The sequence below is a fragment of the Paenibacillus sp. 32O-W genome (genome assembly GCF_007679495.1).
GTDB lineage: Bacteria > Bacillota > Bacilli > Paenibacillales > NBRC-103111 > Paenibacillus_L > Paenibacillus_L residui.
Genome location: NZ_VEGP01000060.1, coordinates 1 through 21,558, shown reverse-complemented (window position 1 = coordinate 21,558; position 21,558 = coordinate 1). Strand labels below are relative to the sequence as shown.

At 50.0% G+C, this 21,558-nt stretch carries 11 protein-coding genes; 8 read left to right on the top strand and 3 right to left on the bottom strand.

Going from position 1 to position 21,558, the window contains the following annotated elements; genetic code table 11:
• Positions 1-415 precede the first annotated feature (415 nt).
• Genes FS806_RS19660 through FS806_RS19645 form a run of 4 tightly spaced genes read left to right on the top strand, consistent with a single transcriptional unit; the run spans position 416 to position 8,810 of the window.
• Entirely contained in the window at positions 416-1,945 is a 1,530-nt protein-coding gene (locus FS806_RS19660) for a TIGR02677 family protein (RefSeq protein ID WP_144940030.1), read from the top strand.
• Positions 1,946-1,949: 4 nt separating this feature from the next.
• Positions 1,950-3,176: a TIGR02678 family protein gene (locus FS806_RS19655; protein ID WP_144940028.1), complete on the top strand. Its 1,227-nt coding sequence runs from the start codon at positions 1,950-1,952 to the stop codon at positions 3,174-3,176.
• Positions 3,177-3,204: 28 nt separating this feature from the next.
• Positions 3,205-7,338 (top strand): TIGR02680 family protein, encoded by a 4,134-nt coding sequence (locus FS806_RS19650; protein ID WP_144940026.1) that lies wholly within the window; start codon positions 3,205-3,207, stop codon positions 7,336-7,338.
• Positions 7,335-8,810: a TIGR02679 domain-containing protein gene (locus FS806_RS19645; RefSeq protein WP_144940024.1), complete on the top strand. Its 1,476-nt coding sequence runs from the start codon at positions 7,335-7,337 to the stop codon at positions 8,808-8,810. The genes FS806_RS19650 and FS806_RS19645 overlap by 4 nt, the downstream gene beginning before the upstream one ends.
• A 226-nt stretch (positions 8,811-9,036) precedes the next feature.
• On the opposite strand, the gene FS806_RS19640 is transcribed toward FS806_RS19645, so the two are convergent.
• The 3 genes from FS806_RS19640 to FS806_RS25875 all read right to left on the bottom strand — a co-directional run bounded on the left by FS806_RS19640 (position 9,037) and on the right by FS806_RS25875 (position 14,728).
• Entirely contained in the window at positions 9,037-13,125 is a 4,089-nt protein-coding gene (locus tag FS806_RS19640; protein WP_144940022.1) for an FIMAH domain-containing protein, read from the bottom strand.
• A 509-nt stretch (positions 13,126-13,634) separates the two neighbouring features.
• Complete coding sequence (locus FS806_RS25880; RefSeq protein ID WP_186328445.1) at positions 13,635-14,033, bottom strand: helix-turn-helix transcriptional regulator; 399 nt, start codon at positions 14,031-14,033, stop codon at positions 13,635-13,637.
• 554 nt (positions 14,034-14,587) lie between these two features.
• On the bottom strand, positions 14,588-14,728 hold the full coding sequence (locus FS806_RS25875; RefSeq protein ID WP_186328444.1) for a hypothetical protein: 141 nt from the start codon (positions 14,726-14,728) through the stop codon (positions 14,588-14,590).
• 697 nt (positions 14,729-15,425) lie between these two features.
• Between FS806_RS25875 and FS806_RS19630 the strand changes: the two genes are divergently transcribed.
• From FS806_RS19630 to FS806_RS19615, 4 genes are all read left to right on the top strand, one after another.
• Positions 15,426-16,952, top strand: coding sequence for a stalk domain-containing protein (locus FS806_RS19630; RefSeq protein ID WP_222126720.1), 1,527 nt, complete (start codon positions 15,426-15,428; stop codon positions 16,950-16,952).
• A gap of 239 nt (positions 16,953-17,191) precedes the next feature.
• Positions 17,192-18,841, top strand: coding sequence for an extracellular solute-binding protein (locus FS806_RS19625; RefSeq protein ID WP_144940016.1), 1,650 nt, complete (start codon positions 17,192-17,194; stop codon positions 18,839-18,841).
• A gap of 84 nt (positions 18,842-18,925) precedes the next feature.
• Positions 18,926-19,876, top strand: coding sequence for an ABC transporter permease (locus tag FS806_RS19620; RefSeq protein WP_144940014.1), 951 nt, complete (start codon positions 18,926-18,928; stop codon positions 19,874-19,876).
• A gap of 19 nt (positions 19,877-19,895) precedes the next feature.
• Positions 19,896-20,780: a carbohydrate ABC transporter permease gene (locus FS806_RS19615; RefSeq protein ID WP_144940012.1), complete on the top strand. Its 885-nt coding sequence runs from the start codon at positions 19,896-19,898 to the stop codon at positions 20,778-20,780.
• Positions 20,781-21,558 lie beyond the last annotated feature (778 nt).

Genomic DNA, 21,558 nt, shown 5'->3' with positions numbered 1-21,558 from the left:
AATAAAGAACTAAGCTCTCGAAACTTATACTTTCTAAAAATGGCTAAGAAAGCGGGCAAGAGGCTAGAAGTTATCGGACCGATCCAAGTGAACTCGTTCAGCTTAGCTGAACATCGAGTAATCAGATGGAGACTCTACTCCACCTGATTTAGAGCCCACCTATAGAGGTGGGTGTCTTAACCCGATAATACAAACATCGGGATAAACGGGCCATTTCTCAGGATCAGTTTCGCCGATCATCCATTTGCTTTTTCCATACATTTTCGATAACTTTCCATGGTTTATGCGCTGCTGGGAATGGTATATTTATTAAGTAAAGAAGAGTTTGGAAAAGCCAGGTTGTTGCTTGTCAATCTCTACTAAAAGTGACTATGCTAGAATGAAAAAACAAGAATAGAGGAATAGGTGGACTCAGATGGACAGTCAACAAATGGCTCGAACGCTGCGGAGCGTGCCGGAGTTGAAATATACGAATGCCGAAAATGTAGTGCGCTACCGGGCGATCATGCGCTATTTTTACCAGGAATATAAAAGATTGAGATACTGGTTGAAGCCCGAGGAAATATTCGAAGCGATTTCCGCAAGGAATGTGGTGCCCCAGTATACTCTGGAGCAGTGTCTCGGCGATCTGGCACAATTGGAAGAATGGGGAAATCTGGCTTCCCGGCATGACGGGGGAAGGGCAACAACATTGGAAGAGTATATGAAGAAAAAAATGCAGTATCTTCTCAGGCCCTATTCTATTGAAATTGAACGCTTGCTGGAATCGCTGGAGAAAGTGACCGGTTATGGCGGCTCGCTCGAGCCGACCCTGTTCGACAAAATCGCCGATAAACTGTTTGAAATCCGTCAGTACGCCGGTACCTTCGAAGAAGACGCGGCGTTGGAGCTGTGGAACGAGCTGTACGATGCCTTCGTTCGTCTTCATGAGAATGCCTCCGATTATATAGCCAGTCTGCAGACGGCCAAAGCCGAAGAGATGATGGTCACGGAATCGTTCCTGATCTTTAAGGACAAGCTGACGAATTATTTGCAAAATTTCGTTCAGGCGCTGCAAAGAAACGCGTATAAAATCGAAGGCAATCTGGAGCGAATCGGCGACAATGTCCGGGATTTGTTTCTGGAGAAGGTAGCGGACGGCATAGCGAACAAGCCCAGCCTGGAAGAAATGCCGGTCAAGGAAGAAATGCTGGAGGAGCTGCAGCAAGGATGGAGCAACCTGCGGCGTTGGTTCCTGGGAGACGGCTCATCTCCAAGCGAATTGACCTTGCTGGAGAGAGCGACCAAAGACGCTATCGCCCGCATCGTGAGAAGCGTCATTCGCATTCAGGAAAGGAAGCGGTCCGGGCTAAGCCGGAGAAAGGAGCTCGAATATTTGGCGGACTGGTTTGCGCGTACCGACTCTCTGGAGGAAAGCCACCGTCTGGCGGCCTGCGTGTTCGGCTTGTTCGAGACCCGCCATTTGCAAGGAGAAGATTTGCGCACGTCTGATCGGGCGGATATGTCCATGTGGGAAGAAGTTCCCACGATTCGGGCGCTGCGGTCGCGCAGCCGCAAGCGCGGGGAACGCCGGGAAACGGAGCCGGTCCGCGAGAATGAAGCAAGAAAGCGGAAGGAACGGGAGCTCTATTTGCAACGGCAGGCTGAAGAATGGGAGGCTGTTCGCGAAATGGTGGAACGAGGCAGGGTGCGGATTTCGGAAATGTCCGTTGTTTCAAGCGTCACAAGGCTTCGTCTGCTGCAGTGGATTGGACGTTGCACGACCTCCCCATGCCGTTCGTTCGTTACACCGGAAGGGGTCAAGGTGGAGATGATCAATGCGGGAACGAAAGAGCAGGCCGTTCTTGTTTCCGAAGACGGCGAGCTTCATCTGCCGGATTATGAACTCGTTTTTACCTTCATAGGCGCATCCCTGGAAGCGGCAGCAGCCCGGGAAGGAGAATGATCAGATGAGCGAGAGCAATAGCTCGGCCATTCGCCGAATCGGCCGTTCAGGAAGGGCGATGAGCGCGGAGCAAGCCGCAGAGCGCAAGAGAGCTTGTATTCACGCCTTGCTGAACCGGCCATGGATATCCAAGGAAGAGGACAAGGAACTATATTTTGCGGTGAAGGATCATTATGACGAGCTGCGCAGTTGGTTTCTGGATCAGACCGGCTATCCCCTGATTGTCACCCGTTCGCTGGCCAAGCTGGACAAAGTGCCCGTCGTTCCTTATTCGTGGATGGGATTCGCGGAATTTCGCGAACAGCGGGACTACGTCTTTTTTACATTCGGCCTATGGTATTTGGAAGGAAAAACGGAAATGGACCAGTTTCTGCTGTCCGACATGGTGACCGAAATCCGCGAGCATTTAAATGGGCGGGGATTGGAGGCGGATTGGACCAACTATTACCATCGTTTATCGATGGCGAGGGCTTTAAAGAAGCTGAAATCGCTGGGAGTGCTGTTTTCGGTCGACGGGGATGAAGGAGAATGGGCCCAGAATGAGTCGCGGAATGCCTTGTTCGAGTGCTCTCCCAATGTGCGGTATATATTGCGGCGGTTTCCCCAGGATCTTACTTTCTATACGAATATGGAGCAGCTTTCAGATCCGATTTTGTATGCAGATACCCAGGAGGGGCAAGCGCTTCGCCGGCGTCATCGCGTATACAGAAGATTATTGTTGGAACCCGCGGTTCCGGATCGTCTCTGGAGCGAGGAAGATTTATCCTATGTGCTCACCCAACGGCGTTCGATCATCGATCAATTGAGCAAAATGCTCGGCTGGGAAGGAAGGCGGTATCGTGAGGGGCTGCTGTTCTTCCATCCGGAGCTTTCCAGCGAGTCCGCCTTGTTCCCTACCCTGTCCGGGGTATCGGATCTGGTTCTGCTTGTAGCCGGGGAGCTGCGCAGGCAGTTGAACCAGGAAGATACGGGTCGCTACTTGGAAGATAATGGATGCATTCGAGTGGAACGCTCGGAGATGGAGACGATCCTGTTAAAGCTGCAGCGCAAGCACAAGGAATACTGGAGCAAGGAATTTCGCGAGGCCTCTTCCCAGGATTTGGCCGAGCTTTGTTTTGCCCATATGGTGGAGTGGAATCTGGGAGAATGGGAAGATCATTCGTACTTCCTTATTTCGCCGGTGCTCGGCCGATGGAATGCAGAGTATTTGTATACCGGGGATTTGGATTGATTAGATGCACAGGATAGGAGAGATCAACATGAAAGAGAATATCAGATCGGCATTACCGGCTTCCGACCAGCGCTGGCGAATGAATCGTGTCGGTATCCTTAATTTCTGGTATTACGATGAAGAGGAATTTGAATTGGAGGACGGGCGCCTCATCCTGCGTGGAGCCAACGGCTCGGGCAAGTCGGTAACGATGCAAAGTTTTCTGCCCCTTGTCCTGGACGGGGATAAACGGCCCAGCCGGCTTGACCCGTTCGGCTCGCGCGACCGTCGAATAGAATATTATTTGTTGGGAGAAACGGATAGCGGTAAATCCGATGTTACAGGTTATCTCTGGATGGAATTCGTCCACCCGGCCAAGGAAATTTTCAAAACGATAGGCATCGGGCTGCGTGCACGGCGTGGTGCGGCCCAGGTACAGTTCTGGGGATTCGTGCTGGAGGATGGCCGGCGGATCGGGAAAAATTTCTGGTTGTACGACCGTAATCATTGGCTGGAGCATAACGTTCGTGTTCCGCTCAGCCGCCGGGAATTGGAAGAGAAAGTAGGCGCCGGGGGGCAAGTCGTGCACGATCAGACGTCCTATCGCGATCTCGTCAATAAACAGCTATTCGGATTCGCAGAGGCGGATGCATTCCAGGATTTGCTGCAGCTCATGATTCAGTTGCGCAGTCCCAAGCTGTCCAAAGATTTTAAGCCGTCCGCCATTTACGATATTCTTCATAAGGCGCTGCCTCCTCTGCACGAGGATGAACTGAGGCCGCTGTCGGAAGTCCTGGAGGACATGGATCAGATTGCCGACGGCCTGGACGAGGTTCGCTTGCATCGCAAGGAGATGAACAAGCTTCAGGATAGCTATGACCGTTATAACAAATATATGATTTATGTGAAGTCCATCGAATTATTGAATAAGAAGGCGGAGTATGAGAAGACCCGGAACCTGACATCGGAAGCGGAGCAGTCCTTACGGGAGGCGGAGGACGAGAAGTGGCAATTTCAGGAAGAGATGAATCGCGTGGAAGCCCGGCTTCAGGAAATGGCTGCTGAAATCGAAGTATTGGAAAATCATGAAGCCATCGGTAAACAGCGGGAATTGGAGGCGGCAACGGCAGCGCTTGGCGATGTGGAGAAGCATCTTCAGTTGGCGCAGGAACGGATGGTCAAGCATCAGGCCCGGACGGCGAATTTGGAGCGGACGATTAGTGAAACCGAGCATAAATATGAGGAATTGAATCGCGAACAGCGAGCCGGATTGGACGATCTCGAAACGATGGCGCAGGAAGCGGAGTTTGCCGAGCATCCGGTATACCACCGATATTGGGACCGGGGATTGCCCGAAGATGACGGATGGCGGGAGCCTTGGCGACGGGATTTGCGCAACCATCGGGAGAGACTGGAGCGGGCTCTGGATTGTGCGCAGAAGGAACGGGAAGCGGCCGGTCTGGTGCGTGAACTGGAGTTGGAGTTGGGCGAATCCCGCAAGGAGCGCGACAATGCGGAACGGGAACGCAGCCTTGGCGAGAGGAGGCTGGAACAGAGCAAGGAAGAACTGCGGGAAGAAATCGTCATGTGGCGGAACGGGCTGCAAGCATTGGATTTCGGTGATGATCGAATTCGCCTTGTTTTTAAAGCAATAAGCGAATTTGGACAGGAGAATAGGGCGTATGAGCCGGTTCGTGCTCCTGTGATGGAGGCGTTCAACGAACAAAGGGAAGCTCTGGCGACCGAACGACTGAAGATGATTCAGCACAGAGAGGTGCTGGAGCAGGAGAAGAAGCGGCTTCAAGACGAGAAGAATGCCTGGAAACAAAGCCGTGAACCGGAACCGGGACGGAATGAGGCCAGGATGAGGGCGCGTCTGGAAAGTCAAGGCGGCAGCGGAGCTCCCCTGTTCGCCGTTTGTGATTTTCAGCCACATGTGGACGAGGCGGCGAAAGCGAGAATAGAGGAAGCGCTGGAGCGAGCCGGGTTGCTGGATGCATGGATTTCGGCGGATGGCCGTATTGGCGCGGTTGCGGATGGTCGGGAGGAATTCTGGATTGTGCCGCAGCCCCATGAGATCGGCTATACGCTGGCCGATGTCCTTGTCCCTGTTCCTTCGGAAGAGAGCGGACTTCAAGCGGAACAGGTCGATGCTGTTCTGCGAACCTTTCTATGGGACGAGAGCGGCAACGTCGCCGATTACGACAGTATTTGCGGAGTTATTTCCTCACGGGGTCATTTCCGGCTTGGTCCGTTAGTGGGGGCCAGTCGGACCAAGGAAAGGGCGGAATATATCGGCAAGGAGACGAGGAAGCGTACCCGAATGCTGGAAATTGAACGTCTGCAGCGGGAAATAGACCAACTGCTGGAGCGGCTGTCCGCTCTCGATCATTCCTTGGAGCAACTGAAGGAACGGGAGCAGCAGCTTAGAGCCGAGAGCGGTTTGTTTCCGAATGGACTGAAGCTTCAGCAGGACTTGCAAGCGTTGCTGGAGGCAGCGTTTCGTCTCGAAGCCGCTATGAAGCAGGAGCAGCGCATATTGGAACGGTACAAGCTGAAATCGACGGAATGGCGCGAACTGCAAAGACAGCTGGTGGAGTTGACAGCCTCCTGGACCCGGTTAAAGCGCGAGAAGGATCTTCGCGAGGCTATTGTCATATGCAGGGATTATGAAGGCGTCCTCGGTGAATTGCACTCGGCCTGGAGGCGAAGCCGGGAGGCGGCGGAGGCGCTCGTCCGTTATAGGGAAGAGTTGGAATCGGTCCTAACGGCTTTAGAGGAAGAAGAAGAGCAACGGGAGGAAATGGAAGAACGTCGGCGCGTACTGCGGGCACAGGCGGGGATGTTGAGAAGCATCATCGAAGAGCTCGGATTGGCAGAGGTGACGAAACGAATTGAATCGATCAGGGCAGAACGAAAGCAAGCTGCTGAACGGCACAAGGCAGTATCGTCCGATCTGGATGAGGTGAAACAAAAAGCGGCGGCGCTTCAGGAACGATTGCGCATTTATAATGGAGAATTGGCGGAGAGGCAGAAGGGACTTGAGCTTGCGTCCGGGGAATGGCACCGTGAAGCCGGAAGGGCACTTGTGGCCGATTGGCGGGAGACGTACAGCCCCGAGATGGATTTGCAGCAAGCGTTAAACCTGGCTAAAGAAATGAGACAGCGCTATGAGTCCCTGTTCGCGAACCGGAACACGGAGACGATAACCAGCCATTTATTGGAACATTATAATGCCGTTCGGATTGTGCTGACGGATTATGTTCTGGAGACCATAGTCGAAGAAGGAACGGGAAGAATTCTGATTCAATCGATGAGAGATCGTTCGCACCCCCAGCCGCCGCAAGTTCTTCTCGAAGAACTGGAGCGTTCGGAAGAGGAGCAGAGTCTGCTGTTGAGCGAGAAGGATCGTGAGCTGTATGAGGAAATCATTTTGCGCAGCGTGGGCAAATCGATTCGCCAGCGTATCCATCGGGCGGAGAACTGGGTCAAACAGATGAATCGTCTAATGGGGGAAAGGAATACCTCAAGCGGACTGCAATTGAAATTGGAGTGGGACCCCAAGCCGGCGCTGAGCGAGCAGCAAATGGACACTGCCACGCTGGTTGAACTGCTGAAGCGGGATGCGCATCGTTTGCGTGAAGATGAGATAGATCTTATGATCAACCATTTTCGTTCACAAATCAGCTACGCCAAGCAGAATGCCCAGGAGGAACAGGAATCGCTCCGCAAGCATCTGTTCGAGGTATTGGATTATCGGAACTGGTTTCAATTCGAATTGCGCTATCGCAAAGGGGATCAAGCGGGGTATCGGCCGCTTACCGACTCCAGGTTCAATGTACTGAGCGGCGGCGAGAAGGCGATGGCGATGTACATTCCATTATTTGCGGCAACCTGGTCCCGGTATTCGGATGCCCGGTCGGAGGCTCCCCGATTGATTTCTTTGGATGAGGCTTTCGCCGGTGTGGACGAGGAGAACATGCGAGATATGTTTAAATTGCTGACGGATATGGGATTCGATTATATGATGACATCCCAGGTGTTGTGGGGATGCTACGATACGGTGCCGAAGCTGGCGATCTACGAGATTTACCGGCCGAAGGATGTGGATTTCGTAACCTTGTTTCGCTATCGATGGAATGGGAAGATCAAAGAATATGTGCAAGATGGGGTTAACGCATGAATCGAAACAGTGAAGCTTCCGAAAGAGCCAGGGCATATTTTCGCCGCCCCGGATTTCGGCGGATGCTGTCCTTAATGTGGCAAAAATACGAATCGCTGGAACGTGTGGGCGGACAGGCGATTGTGGAACGCGCAACGGCGGAAGAATGTGAAGCGATCAATTTGTTCTTCGGTTGGGATTACAAGCCGGGGGAGACGATTCGGGTTTCGCTCAAAAGGTTTGAAGAGGAATTGAAAGATTCCGCTTTTCCGTTCCGCTTGAAAGAGCTTCATTTCCTGCTGGAGGGGACTCCTCTTCAGACCAAATCGGAGAAAAGGATGCTGCAGAACACGGAATGGTGCCGATTATTCACCAGCGTTAGAGGAGAGTACGGCACAGAACTGTCAGTTTTCGTCTCCGAATGGCTGCAGCGGTTGGAAGAAGGATTCGGACAAGGCTGCCGGACGCTTAAAGAATTGTTCATGACCAATCCGGCCGAGGCGGAAACAGCATTGCGGCATGCCGTTCGCGCTCTGGATATTTTATTTACAGGAAACTGCAATTTTTCTGTCGGAGGAATCTCCCTTCGCACGATCCGTTTGCCGGTACTGGCAGCGATGGCGAGCGGAGATTCGCATGCATTGGATTGGAAGCAGCCCGCGGGCCGGCTGTTGTTCTATGCCCTGCGGGAGAGACAGTCGGATGATCATGTACCGGTTGATATGGACAATTTCGAAACCGATGGCAATGAGACCATTACTTCGTTAGCGTCAAGCTATGGACTGTCTTCAGACAAGACCGTGCCAAGTGAGGTCGATACTTTGGCCATGAGAGAAATTTATCGTTCGGCGGGAATTAGCGATGATGATCTTTCCTCGTTAGTCTACGTCTATATTCCTCAACCGGATAAATTGCCTGAGCCCAATGTATGGACATTAAGGCAGGTAGAGGCGATGAAGGAGTTTCCCGGATGCAGCGCATTGTATATAGTTGAGAATCCTTCCGTTTTCTCGACCCTGCTGGATATTACCGAACAATGGCTACAGAAGGAAGCCGGAAGCGGGTCGTTACTTTCGTCAGCCCCGCCGGCTCTCTTATGCACCAGCGGACCGGCAAGCGCCGCAGCCTTGCGCTGGATTCAGCGCAGTCTCGGCCATTCCGGTGAAACATGCCCCATCTATTATTCAGGTGATTTTGATGTTCAGGGGCTGACCATGGGAATCACTCTCGCTCATCGTTTCCCGGATCATTTTGTGCCGTGGAGATTCGATACAACCCTGTACCGCAGTATCATTGCCAATCATCCCGGTCCGTCTTTCGAGCCCGCCGCCCTCTCGAATCTGAACAAGCTCTACATTCCATGGGACGAGCAACTGGCAAGTGAAATGACTTCTTATAAAGTAAAGCTTTTCCAGGAATCGTTCGTTTCGTTGCTGGCGCAAGATTGGCTTCAGGCATGTTCCATTTTGCGTGGGGTTAAGTTAATTACTTGATTCCGCAAAGCCAAAGAACCCTTCTCATTTTTCTCAATTTATTTCGAATATGATATAATGGTGGAGCTTGGTCGATAAAGAAGCCTGAAAGAGATCGATTCTTTGCAGGCTTTCTTTTCACCCGGAAACGAATCTAGAAACGGACACCGCAACAATCAGAATCTGATGCCGCACTCAACTAAAAAGCCAGAGAAGCAGTTTTGCCTCTCTGGCTTTTTCAAACGTACTATGAACGCCACTGCTGCAGCAACGAGTTGACCTGCCGCTCCAGATGCTCCTTCGCTTCCTCCGAAATGTGACGCTGCATGGCTTTGTTATTCAAATGCTTCAGGAATTTCTCCAGATCTCTGGCGGCTTGCTCCAACCGTCCCTTATCATACTGATGCCGGGCCTGGTCCAGAGTATTGCTCAACTGCTTGGCCAACGGGCCGCTTAAATCGCCGGAAGCGATATAGTCGTCTACTAACCGGCGTATAGCAGGCAGTCCGTCAGCCGGTGCGGCAGGAGAAGTCTTCACCGAAATCGCCTCGCTGGGCGCGGATTTATATCCTTGGTCATCCGCAGCCACCACGTAGAAACGGTATTCCGTATCCGGAGCCAGCCCGGTCACCGTATATACAGCTTCTGTGACCGCAGCGTGCAGCTGATTATCTTTATATAATTCATAATGGATGTTCCGGCCGCTGCTGCTTACCGGGTCCCAAGCCAGATCGATGGTGGTGCTTGTCGTTCCGGTTGCCCTCAGGTGGCTTGGGGCGGGAAGCTCCGAACCGGCTCCGGTGGTGAAGCTCCAGATGTCGGAAACGATCCGGCCTCCGAATGCATCCGCCGCGATTACATACCATTGATAGGTTTGATCGGCAGCCAGTCCATCCCATTCGATGCTGGCCGTCTGTCCGCTCGGTATTCCGTTCGCCGTTCCGATTACCGTATCGGAGTAAAGGTTGACTTCGAAGTAATCGGTGGCTACCCGCTTGATTTGCGGCTCCAGGCTAAGAGCCAGTGTGAATTCGTCCTTACCCGGAAATTCTATCGGGTCATAGTAGTTATACTTTTCCTTATAAGGAGAGTACGTATTGACATAGATGGTATCCGTGGCCGTGTCAAAATGGAACAGCTTCATGAAGCCGTCGCCGCCTTCGCCATGCCCTTGATAATCCGTCAAAATTTGATACACTTTACGGTCTGTAATTCCGTCTCCGTTATCGTCGATTTCGTCCGTTCGTAGCGTGCTGCCGGTGCGATGGCCGTTCAGCACCAGCACGACGTTCTCATTCGGTACAACCACCCTGTCGTACAGAATGTCGCCAATCTCCGCCCGGCTGCCGTTAGCCGTCAAATAATCGTGGAAACAAAGGATGGCTTTGCGGTCCGGATGTTCCGCGAGCACCCGATTCATCCAAGCGATTTCTTCCTCTCCGATTCCCCAGCCCATGTAGACAATAATGTAGTCATTGCCGTGAGAGGAAATCAGATCGTAGTGACCGCGGTTATTTTTGTACGACTCTCCATAATAAGGCCGATCTTGGAAACGATCCTCCCCGAAGTAACGATAATAGTTCGAATAGTCGAACTCGTTGTTACCCAAATCCTTGACGTCATGATTACCGGCCAGCACTCCGTACGGAATATCGGCCTGATCCAGCACTTTCATATACTGATCGGCACGCTGCCATTGGATTTCGTAATCGTGCACGTTGACGATGTCTCCGGTATGGATCACATAATCGATCTTCATGTTGTCCGCTTGCTCGGCGATCCAGTTAACCTGGGATTCGTAAATCCCCGGGAATACCTCTGTATAGAACTGGGTATCCGTCATCCACACGAAGGTATAATCGTACTCGTCCGGCGTCGGAATCCGATCCTGAACGATGACGTTGACCTTCTGTTCACGCACGTAATCGTTAACGTCAACGGTGCCGCTTAGCGTAAAATCGTCCTCGGACTTGGTCACGAAGGAATCGACGGCTTTCCAGCGGTTTTCCGTGTAATTCCAGGCATACATCGTCACTTTGCGGTTGGCCAAGGAATTTCCTTTCCAGACCACCTCTACCGTATCCTGCGGAGTCATATTGCCGTCCAACTCGACTTCAAAGCGCAGGTAAGGAAACTGGGTAGTCGAGTCCAGAGTGACATATTGCTGATCCACGGACGCCAGGGTCGCGAGCTCCGCTTCCGTCAAGGCTTCTTCGCCGTCCGGAGCGGCTGAGCGGGGAGGCTCCGTATCGGTAGCATTTTTATATACCCGGACCTTGCCTGGGGTGACTGCATTGTATTTATAACCTTGATAGAAGGTTACGTCCAATTCGTCATCCGTCGGATCGGATACTTTAACGCTTAAAGTCGGGCGAAGGTCTACATTCGCGGCCCCGTCCTGCGGACTGATCAGTTCAGGCTGATGCGGTGTTTCCTCTACCGTCGAGAATCGAACGTTCTTTTCGCTCTTCAAGCCTTTTTTGTCCAGAGCGGAAACTTGCAGGTAATGCTCGCCGGGCTTCATAGCCGCCGAGGAGGTCGCGTAAGGAACTTCGATAGGTTGGCCGTCCAGCAGAATCTCTACCTTGTCGACCCCGGCCACTTTATCCGTCACGGTGACGTCGATAGTAAAGGCGCCTTTGTACAGCTTGCCCTCTTCCAGAGTCGTCTGGATGAAAGGAGCGGAATTATCGACCCGGATGCGGGCTGTCGCTTCGCCTTGCTCCGGAGCCGTTACCCGGATCAGGTGATCGCCTTCCGATACGGCTGAGGTATCCCATACATAAGCTTTGGAAGTCAGCTTGTCCTGCGGAATGTCGAAGGTGAAGTCGACCACCGGCAGGTATCTTCCATTGTCCCCCATATCCAGAATTTCGTTAGGATCACTGTATCGGGGGTCTCTGACTACGGTTCCGTCGCTTAGAAGGAGCCGGACATTGCGCACATCGAAATCATCAAGATTTTCTTGCGGATCTTCTTCGATGGCGGATTTGGTAGAGCCGGCGCGAAGCGTCACGGTGTTATTGTTCTGATGAAACCGGATCGGATCGATCGGGACAATGACCGTTTCAAAGCCGTTAATATTCGTGTCAACGAGGCGGATGATGTCGCTTCCCAAGCTGACCGAGTTTTTGTAACCGGCATTTATGCCGTCGGCTTCAAAGGCGAAATAGGCGTTTTTCTCCAGGGACCGGTAAGTATCGTTCACTTCCGTCCCGTCAATGAACAGCTTCAACTCATCCGGGTTGACCCCGTCGGCTGAAGCCACAATTGTGGAACGGCCCGTCAGAATATCCCCGTCCTGCCAATTCAATCTCGGGCTGGGAAGCTCCTGAACAATATCTATTCTGTAAATATCGCTAACCGTTTCGTTCGTACCGTCGAAAGCCGTGAAATAATACTCTACATAGTTGCTTCCGAGGAATTCCAGGAAATCAATGGTGTGATGGAACAGGGAATCCTCCCGGCTCATTTTCAGGTTGACACTGGTATATTCGCTCTGCTTCTCACTTCTGTAATGCAGAGTAAAGGTTCGAACCATGACATCGTCATGGGTGCTCGCGACGATATGAATGTCCTGGGCGTCCCTGATCCCCGTCTGGTCGGTGAGATTTTCGATGACCGGAGGAACGGTATCGGACTTGATCTTGACCGGTTCAGGCGGAATTTGTTCCGGACTGACGGAGCCGGGAGTAGCCGGATCGGTCGCGCTGCCGATCAACTGCATGGTGGTGGAGCCGTCTTCCGGATATTTGTAGAAAATACCTTTATCCGGTGCCGTATCCTTCACTCCAACGTTATAGCTGGCTTGGACAAGCTCGTAACCGGTATTGGTTGCGATGATCATCGTCCTCTCGCGGCTGTTGTGCATTCCGCCGCTCACTTCAGTCCTGACGATGTCCTTGTTCTCAACCAGATTGGTTCCATAGTTGGCATTAAAATCGGCTACTGTCGCTTTCTGATTGGCATTGTTCGTGATCCACAGGACCAGGGTGGCTCCCGGTTCAATGATCACTTCTTCAGGGATAGTCTTCCATACCTGGTCATACTCCAGGCCGTTCGGGTAGCGATAGATGAGCTTATAATCCTTGTAGTTGATAGGTTGGTCCGTGTTGTTGTAAATTTCAACAAATTCAAAGCCGTCGGCCCCGTCAATATTTGACGAATCGGGGACGATCTCTGTAATCAGAAAGTGCGGCAGTTGATCATAGTTGACCGTGGTCTGAACCTGTTGCGCGGATGCATAGCCGGCAGGGGAAAAAGAAAACAGAAAAGAAAATACCATGCACAATACAAGTGCGGAAGACAGCCATCGATTGAATTTTGTTCTTATCATTTTCTACCTCCTCGGCTTAATGGTTCTTACTGCTAACGGTATTGCTTGATCTTGCCGTCACCCCCTTTCGAAGCTTGGTCGTCCATAGGAAAGGCATTACAAAAAAGACCATAAGAAATTCAAAGAAACCGTCTCCATCCAAAAGAGAAGAAGCTGGCTTCAAAGGTTTTCTCATGGTCTCCACCTTCGAATTATGCAATTAGTAGTGCAGTCATTTACTATATTACCACAAATTAGGCTTGTGCTTGGTTACCTTTAATATATTATTGGATCGGGCTTCCGTCAACCATTGTTGATGGAAATATAACAAATCTTTACAAAGATAGTCTTCTGGTTTTGTTTCGAAAGGCCTAATCTATAGCGTTGATAGGTAAGCGTCAAATAATCCCCCTCTAACGCTATTGATTGCTTGCGGTAAAAGTGTACGGGCATTCCAAATAGATCAACAGATGCCTGATGACCGTTATTTTCGTCAAATAGCTAAAAAATTGATGACTTATTTGGTGAAATTAACTATATGGATTGTTCGCCTTCCGGTATTTTGAGGGGGACAGCCCCACAAGCTTGCGAAAGGTCGACATGAAATGGCCGTACTCGTCGAACCCGACACGGTAAGAGATTTCCGTTAGCAGCAGCTCGGTATAAAGGAGCAGTTCCTTCGCCTTCTCGATTCGGACGAGCAACAAATATTGATAAGGCGATTGAGACAGCTCTCTTCGGAACAGCAGGCGTAAATGTCCTTCGCTGATATTGACCAACTTGGCCATGTCTGTAAGACGAATCGGGTTCATGTACGCGCTCCGAATGTAGAAGCATACACGCCGCACACGCTCATCGATGAGCGGTTCCGGGGTTGCCATGAATGGCTGCAAAACCTTAGTCGCCTCGGCAAGCCACAGCTTGCTCAATGCCTCTGCGTACAGGTGACGTGATGCCGTCTCTGCAGAAAGCGCTCCGGTTGCAGATGTACTGAGGGATCGGGGGGCCTGCTCCCAGGCTTGTATCAGTCGCCTCCAAACGGTGCACAGGCCTGCGGTCTCCTGATCGACTGGAGGCCGACAATGGCGTGGTATGCCATACAGTTCTGACCACTCCATCCCGTGACAGAAGGCCGATATGCCAACGGAGAAATAGTGCATGGAGCACTGGAGGCCAGCGGTCCATTCAGTCGCAAACAACGTATTCGGCGGTATCACCACGAAGTCCCCGGGCCTAAGTTCGTACGACTGGCTCCCAATCAAAAGCGTGCGGGTGCACTAAGCGAAAGCGAATAATTGATTTCTCCTTTGAGTTGAAAGTCAAACAGCCTCTCACCTAGTATGTCTCTTCGTTTATTCCTTAGAAAGAAAACTCTCGGATTTTTTAGGTATCGATGAAGCCAAGGAAATACCAGCACATACTAAAGTAATTACTACAACGATTGAACCTACGCTTGCAGTACGTATAACTAAACCCGTATGTCCTAATACTGCTCCCCCAATTGCTGAAAAGCGTTGACATATTGGCTTAAATCTACATTAGCGAATAACAGAAATTTCGCCCATTCATACTGGCTTAACATTTGCACGATCGGATGGCCAGGCATCAAAACCAATATTTTCAACCAAATCCTTTGACTGTTATATAGTTATTATGGAGCCACGGATTTCTTTCAAGCACTGATTATGGTTTTGAGCCATAATATCTGTATATAAAAATTGATGAATAGAATATTTTTGTAGAATTTTCTATATTAGAAAGTTGCTGATGAAAAATATAACAAATTTGTCAAATTTATGGTATAATTTTCAAAATATATTTGGTATATTCCAATTGAGAGGGATATGAATTGACTTGCCAAGACGCATAGTGGTTATAAATTTCTTGCCTTACATGTACTTACTATTTTTAAAAATTATTTGTTTGAACTGCTGGCCAGCATTCAAATAAACAAATTGATAATTTTAGTAGGTGGGTGAGATTAATTGTTGAAGAGGTGGCCAAGATATATCCCAAGAGCCGAAGTTCACGGAAAATAAAAGTCAGTCGCGTGAAAACCCTTATGGACATGTCAGCATTTCCAAGCCTAAATCTGGGGTTTACACCATTGGAGTAAGAGTGATGGCCGATTCCTATATCTCCCTAGATATCGTTGGAAAAGTACGTCCTTAATAGATAAGACAACCTGCCTTGAGGAAAAACGGGGCAGGTTGTTTTAAACATTTCCCAGGATTCGAGCAAGTTCATATAGAAAGGACGAGATAGAATTGTTCTTCAAGTTTAGGTTTTTTTTAGTCACCCTTTTGTTCGGCCTTGCCTTTATGCCCGAAGCATCATCGGCGAAAGAAGGGCCGTTACAATCAATCATCATTGAAGATTACGGCAAAATTATTCCTTCGGATAAGCTCGAGGTGACTCCAATAGATCAATTCAGATGGGCGGACCCCGAATATTACTCGAAGCCTTTCCTTAGCAAGGAATTAAGAAAATGGGCGGAATCAGCAAAAGATGAAGAGTCCATCGAAGCCGCCATGATCATAAGAGAAGCGAAGGCTTCGGAATTTGAGCGAAAATTCAGAGAGGCCTTCGGGGATTCGCCTGCATTGGCCAAAGTACATCCTATCCGTTTCCATACTCGGCTAACCAAAGAAATGATGGCTCAGCTTTTAACCTGGGAGGAAATGATTCTCATCAGCCCGGTTGATTTCGAGGCGCCCTTGTATAACCCGAACGATTATGGGGCCGTAAGACCTCCGGCTGTGTATGTGGACGGTAAACAAGTTGAGTTCGAACGCTCTCCGTTTCTTGAGAACGGAACGACCTATGTTCCTCTGAAACAGGCTGGAGAATCCATGGGGGCCACTGTGACATGGGAAGTATCAACCCATGAGATCGAAATAACTAAGGGAGAAAGCGTCATCCGTTATTCCACTGATCAAGGTTTAGCGATTCGGAACGGTCAGCCTATGGATTTTCCGATAGAAATACGAGATGGAGTTTCCTATATTCCGGTCAGGAAGCTGGGGGATGCATTAGGCTGTTTGGTAGGCTGGGAAGACAAGGCTTATAAAGTGGTTGGAAGCTGCGCTCCTAAAACCAAAGTCAAGGTTAAAGAGGTTATAGACGGAATTACATTGCTGGTGGATTGGAACGGGGAAGAACAGAAGCTTAGGTTAGCCGGTGTCGATGTCGGATCGATGGAAAGAAGTTACGGAGAGATCGCTATCCAGAAGGCTTATCAATACACCAAAGAGCATTTAGATAATCAAGAGGTTTGGGTCCAATGGGTAGAATCGAAGGAGGTGCCATTGGACATCCCCCGAGGCTTTGTCTTTCTGGAAGACGGCACATTTTTCGACGCGTCCATGATCTCCAGCGGGTATGCGAGTTCAGTCTGCTGCAGCTCTATCTGGTACTCCTTCTTGGATGAACTGAACTGGCAAGCGATAGATAGAAAAATAGGTGTGAATGGCGAAAAGCTCTTGGATGGGGTACATTCTATGTATCATCCGGTAGGAATCTCGCGAATAGATGCCGATGGGGCAATCATCATCTCCAACTTCCCCGAAATGGAAGAAAAAGACCTTTCCGGCTGGACATTGGTCAGTTCCAAGGGAGCAACGTTTCAGTTTCCTGAAGGCACTGTAATAGGTTCAGCCAGTCGAATGATTATCATGACCGGAGAAAGTGCTGTTCGCGGGATAAGGGAGAGCAGCGGGACGGTATTTAGCAATCAATATTTTATCTGGACTACCGAGAGCATATGGGACGGCGAAGACGACGAAGTGATTCTGTATGACGAGGTCGGGTATGAAATCGATCGCTATCAGATTGAGTCGCCCAAATAGTAACGTAAGTGTTCAAAGAAAACTGCACAGTCTAAGCGGCTTGCTTAGGTTGTGCAGTTATTTTTTGCCAAATTCGCAGAGCGAAAACCAAAATGATTACCTGGTCCTAACGATTCGCCATAGCAGTTCCTTCTTTCATATTCAGTCATAATAGTACTTGGAATAGCATAACATTCCTCTATCTATATTATGAAAGCGCAAACATTCATGTAACAGATGAGAGGAGAGGTCTATTGAGCATGGCAAAATTCAAAAAGCATTCCAATGTTCTGTTGACCGCGGCGGCCCTGGTGTGCAGTATGACGATTTCCGGATGTTCGGATTCCGGCAGCCCGAGCGCTACATCGACACCGGACGAATCCAAGCCGGGAGCCAGCCCCCAGACGAAAACGTCGGCACCCGTCAAGCTGAAGCTGTTCATGGGCAATTCCGGAATGGCACATCCCGATGGCGTCAATCCGAGCGATAATCCGTATATCAACCTGATCAAGGAAAAATCGGGGGTTGATCTGGAGCTCGAGGTGCCCGGATATCAGGATTTCAAAACCAAGTATAATCTGATGCTATCTTCCGGTTCCTTGCCCGATCTCGTTCATAGCTGGTATCCGACGGAAGCTTACCGGACAGCGGATCAGGGCGGTTTTATCGACTTGAAGAAATATTACGACCAATCCGAGGCTGTGAAAAAAGTGATTACACCGGAAATGATGGAGCTGGCCAAATCACCGAGCGGACATTACTACCGTATACCGATGCGCAATACAAGCTCGCCCCAAGGCGCAGGAGTCGCTGTACGCTATGACATGCTGGTTAAATACAATGACGGTGAATATCCGGAATCAGTGGATGGTTGGATAGAGTTTATGAGGAAGGTGCATAAGGCTGAACCGAACGCGTTAATCCTCTCCAATCGCGTGGCCAATACCGACACCGCGCTCGGCTTTGGCGGATTGCCTATTTTCTTCTGGTACGGTGCGCTTCCGTATGATTATCGCGTACAGGATGGCAGGGTGATCAGCAATTTTATGCTTCCGGAATATCGTGAAGCTGTACAAACCATGAAGATGTTGTATGAAGAAGGTATTCTCGATAAAGAATTTGCAACGAACGATAACGTGAAATATGGAGACAAGAAAAGAAACAGGGACGTTCTGTTTGAATACAATCAGGCGGATCAATTCATTCCGACCGGACAGGCGAAGCTGCCGCAGGAGCAGCATATGGAATGGCAGTTATCCCCAGCCCTCAAGCAATACCCGGCCGTATTGAAGGACCCGAAATATGCTCAACCTTACGAAGGACTTCCTATTACCGATCACGGGATCTACATTTCCAGCCAATCCAAGCATCCGGACGAAGCCTGGAAGGTTATAGAGGCATTGGCTTCAGAGGAACTCCACGACATGATCTTCTGGGGCAAGGAAGGCGAGGACTATACAGTCCAGGGGGATAAGAAGGTGCCGATTGAAGGCAAGGGTCTATCCGACAAGAACCAGTATTATAAGCTGCATCTCGCCATTCTCTTCGGTTTCAGCGACCGCAAGGATTCCAGTATAGCCGCTGCTCAACAGGTCATGAATAAAGAAGAGTTTGACAGAAGGATGGAAGGCTTGAAAACCTGGGAAGGCTATGCCAAAGATAAGGGGCGCCGATTAAGCCATTTCGCCCAATTGTCCGACGAGGCCAACCGAAAAAGAGGTGAAGCAAATAATTTCATCTCACAGGCGACGTTCGAGGCGATCATGGGTCGCATTACGATGGAGCAGTTTGACCAGAAGGTGACTGAATTCGGCAATAAGTACGGGTTTATTTATGAGGAATATACCCAATACATGAACGATCACAAAGACAAACTAAGAGGGTTTGGCGTGAAAGAGGTAGACTGGTAACGGCAGACGAAATCCTAAGCTTATCCGCATGGCAAGTGTCTCCTGCCTGCTCTGCGGACCGAATTCTCTATTGGAGGTGGGATCATGGCAAACAATTCCACACCGCAATCTTCCGCCACGCCCGTTCCGATACGGAAAAAGAGGGTGTATAAAAAAACGCTTTTTGCGCTATATTTGCTTCTGGCTCCGACTATCCTTCTATTATTTGTTTTCCATTACATTCCTCTCTATGGCATCATTATTTCGTTTAAAGATTTTTCACCCTACAAAGGGATCTTGGGCAGCCCCTGGGTGGGCTTCAAGCATTTCGCCTATTTTTTGCAGGATGATACATTCTGGAAGGTACTGAAAAATACGCTGATCATCAGCTTTTACGATCTTGCTTTCGGATTTACCGCTCCGATCCTGTTTGCTTTATTGGCGAACGAAATTATCCACTTGCGCTTCAAAAAAATCATTCAAACCATCTCGTATCTGCCGCACTTCCTGTCGTGGATCGTTGTTTCCGGCGTATTTTACCAAATGCTGTCTCCGGAGGCGGGAATGGTGAACACCCTTCTCGGATGGTTCGGTATCGAACCGATCTTCTTCATGACGGAGCCGGGGTTGTTTCGGGGAATCGCCGTATTCGCGGAAATTTGGAAAAATGTCGGTTGGTCCGCCATCCTGTATTTTGCGGTTATTGCGGGAATCGATACAAGCTTGTACGAGGCCGCAATGATGGACGGGGCGAGCCGCATTCGTCAAATCTGGCATATCACTCTTCCGGCGATGGTGCCGATGATTGTACTGCTGCTGCTGCTCCGGCTTTCCGGCATATTCTCCGTAGGGTTTGACCGGATTTTTACACTGCAGAATCCGCTGGTTCTGGATGTCTCCAATGTAACGAGCACGTATATTTACCGGATCGGTCTGGTGGAGGCGCAGTACAGCTTGACGACAGCCATTGGCTTAGTACAGAGCTTGCTCGGGTTCATTCTGCTTATTTCCGCAAATCGGATTTCCAAGAAGCTCGTCGGATTGGGACTATATTAGAAAGGCGGGGGGCTAAGCGATGAGCTATCTATCACCGGCGCGAAAAATTTTTATTATTGTTAATTACTTGCTGTTCATTGCTTTTTCTATTTCGATTCTCGTTCCGTTTATCAATGCGATAGCTATTTCGTTGAGTAACTACGAAGCCCTCGCCACTGGAAAAATAGGCTTGTGGCCTAAAGGCTTTTCGCTGAAAGCTTATCACGAGCTCGCTTACAGCAAGCAGTTTTTGCGGACCTTCCTTAATACCGTCGGCTTGACTGTGGTGAATACCGTGTTGACGATTGCTTTATCGCTTGCGGCAGGTTATGTGATGGCTCACAAGCATCTGCTGGGAAGATCGGCGCTGTTCATTTATTTGATTATTCCGATGTATTTCAGCGGCGGCTTGATTCCGACTTATCTTCTTGTCAATGGTCTGGGGATGACCAATACATACGCCGCCCTTGTGCTGCCGCAAATCATCAGCATCTTCTATATCATCGTCTTTCGCAACCAGATCAATCAACTGCCCCAGGAGCTGATGGAATCGGCGGAAATAGACGGGGCCAGTGAATGGCGTATATTGTGGAATATCATTCTGCCGCTTGTTCTGCCGATGACGATGGCCTTCGTCGTGTTCAGCGCTGTCGCATATTGGAACGAATGGTTCAATGCGTTGATTTATATCCGTGACCGCCAGCTTTGGACATTACAGCTGCAATTGCGGGAAATTCTGATCAATGCTTCTCAATTTATCGATCAGCAAACCCAGGAGGCCCTCATCGGTGGCGAACCACAGGTTCACCCCGAGAACATCAAAATGGCGGCGCTAATGCTGACCGTCCTGCCTATTATCATTGTCTATCCCTTCGTGCAAAAATACTTCATACACGGTCAGCTGGTCGGAGCGGTGAAAGGATAAGCGTAATAGGCACGGCATGTGTATCGGCTTCGTTGATCGTCAACACTTCTCTGCACGCTTCTTCGGCCGCACTGGATTGGCTGGATAGCCTTCGATTATGGTCCACATTTCTTCGGCCACGCTCCTGCGGGTGCATTACAATGGCTAGACCGGATACTGCGCTCATTGTCTGCCTTCTCGGCACACTTCTTCGGTTACACGGCATTGGCCAAGTTGGATAGGCGCACTCATTGTCGCATTTCTTCGCTCGCACAGCATAGGTCTCACATCTTCGTCCACACGGTGTCGCGGATGCATTGCAATGTCTTGCACTTTCGTCCTCACGGCGTCAGATGAATTGCCTCGCACTTTCGTCCACACGGTGTCGGATGCATTGCCTTCCACGCTGAGTCGCCTGTGGGGATTCCGCGAAGGTATCACGTTCAAAATGAACTGCACAGTCTAAGCGGTTTGCTTGGACTGTGCAGTCTTTTTTACCACAGGGTGAGTAACCAAAGATTCCTAACGGCATAGCTGCCTCCTAACACAGGGAAAAGTGGCTCCATAAGGTGGTTGACCACCGTTATGCGACGCCATACACCGCGCAATGGGATCTCGCGCGGTGCGGAAAAGTTTTACCACATTTACAACCAAGTGATCTTTATTGCTGATGATCTAGCTGGATTTTATGCAGGTAAAATGAGCCAAATTGCAAAAATAACGAAACTACCTTGAAAATCCGTCTATTTTACCGTCTGCAGGCATCGTTGCAAGCGGAGCGGCACGTCTAACTGTATTT

What these genes read in the sequence shown, in the direction of transcription:
- FS806_RS19660 (WP_144940030.1), top strand. Translation starts at nt 416, where the DNA reads ATGGACAGTCAACAAATGGCTCGAACGCTGCGGAGCGTGCCGGAGTTG.
- FS806_RS19655 (WP_144940028.1), top strand. Translation starts at nt 1,950, where the DNA reads ATGAGCGAGAGCAATAGCTCGGCCATTCGCCGAATCGGCCGTTCAGGA.
- FS806_RS19650 (WP_144940026.1), top strand. Translation starts at nt 3,205, where the DNA reads ATGAAAGAGAATATCAGATCGGCATTACCGGCTTCCGACCAGCGCTGG.
- FS806_RS19645 (WP_144940024.1), top strand. Translation starts at nt 7,335, where the DNA reads ATGAATCGAAACAGTGAAGCTTCCGAAAGAGCCAGGGCATATTTTCGC.
- FS806_RS19640 (WP_144940022.1), bottom strand. Translation starts at nt 13,125, where the DNA reads ATGATAAGAACAAAATTCAATCGATGGCTGTCTTCCGCACTTGTATTG.
- FS806_RS19630 (WP_222126720.1), top strand. Translation starts at nt 15,426, where the DNA reads ATGCCCGAAGCATCATCGGCGAAAGAAGGGCCGTTACAATCAATCATC.
- FS806_RS19625 (WP_144940016.1), top strand. Translation starts at nt 17,192, where the DNA reads ATGGCAAAATTCAAAAAGCATTCCAATGTTCTGTTGACCGCGGCGGCC.
- FS806_RS19620 (WP_144940014.1), top strand. Translation starts at nt 18,926, where the DNA reads ATGGCAAACAATTCCACACCGCAATCTTCCGCCACGCCCGTTCCGATA.
- FS806_RS19615 (WP_144940012.1), top strand. Translation starts at nt 19,896, where the DNA reads ATGAGCTATCTATCACCGGCGCGAAAAATTTTTATTATTGTTAATTAC.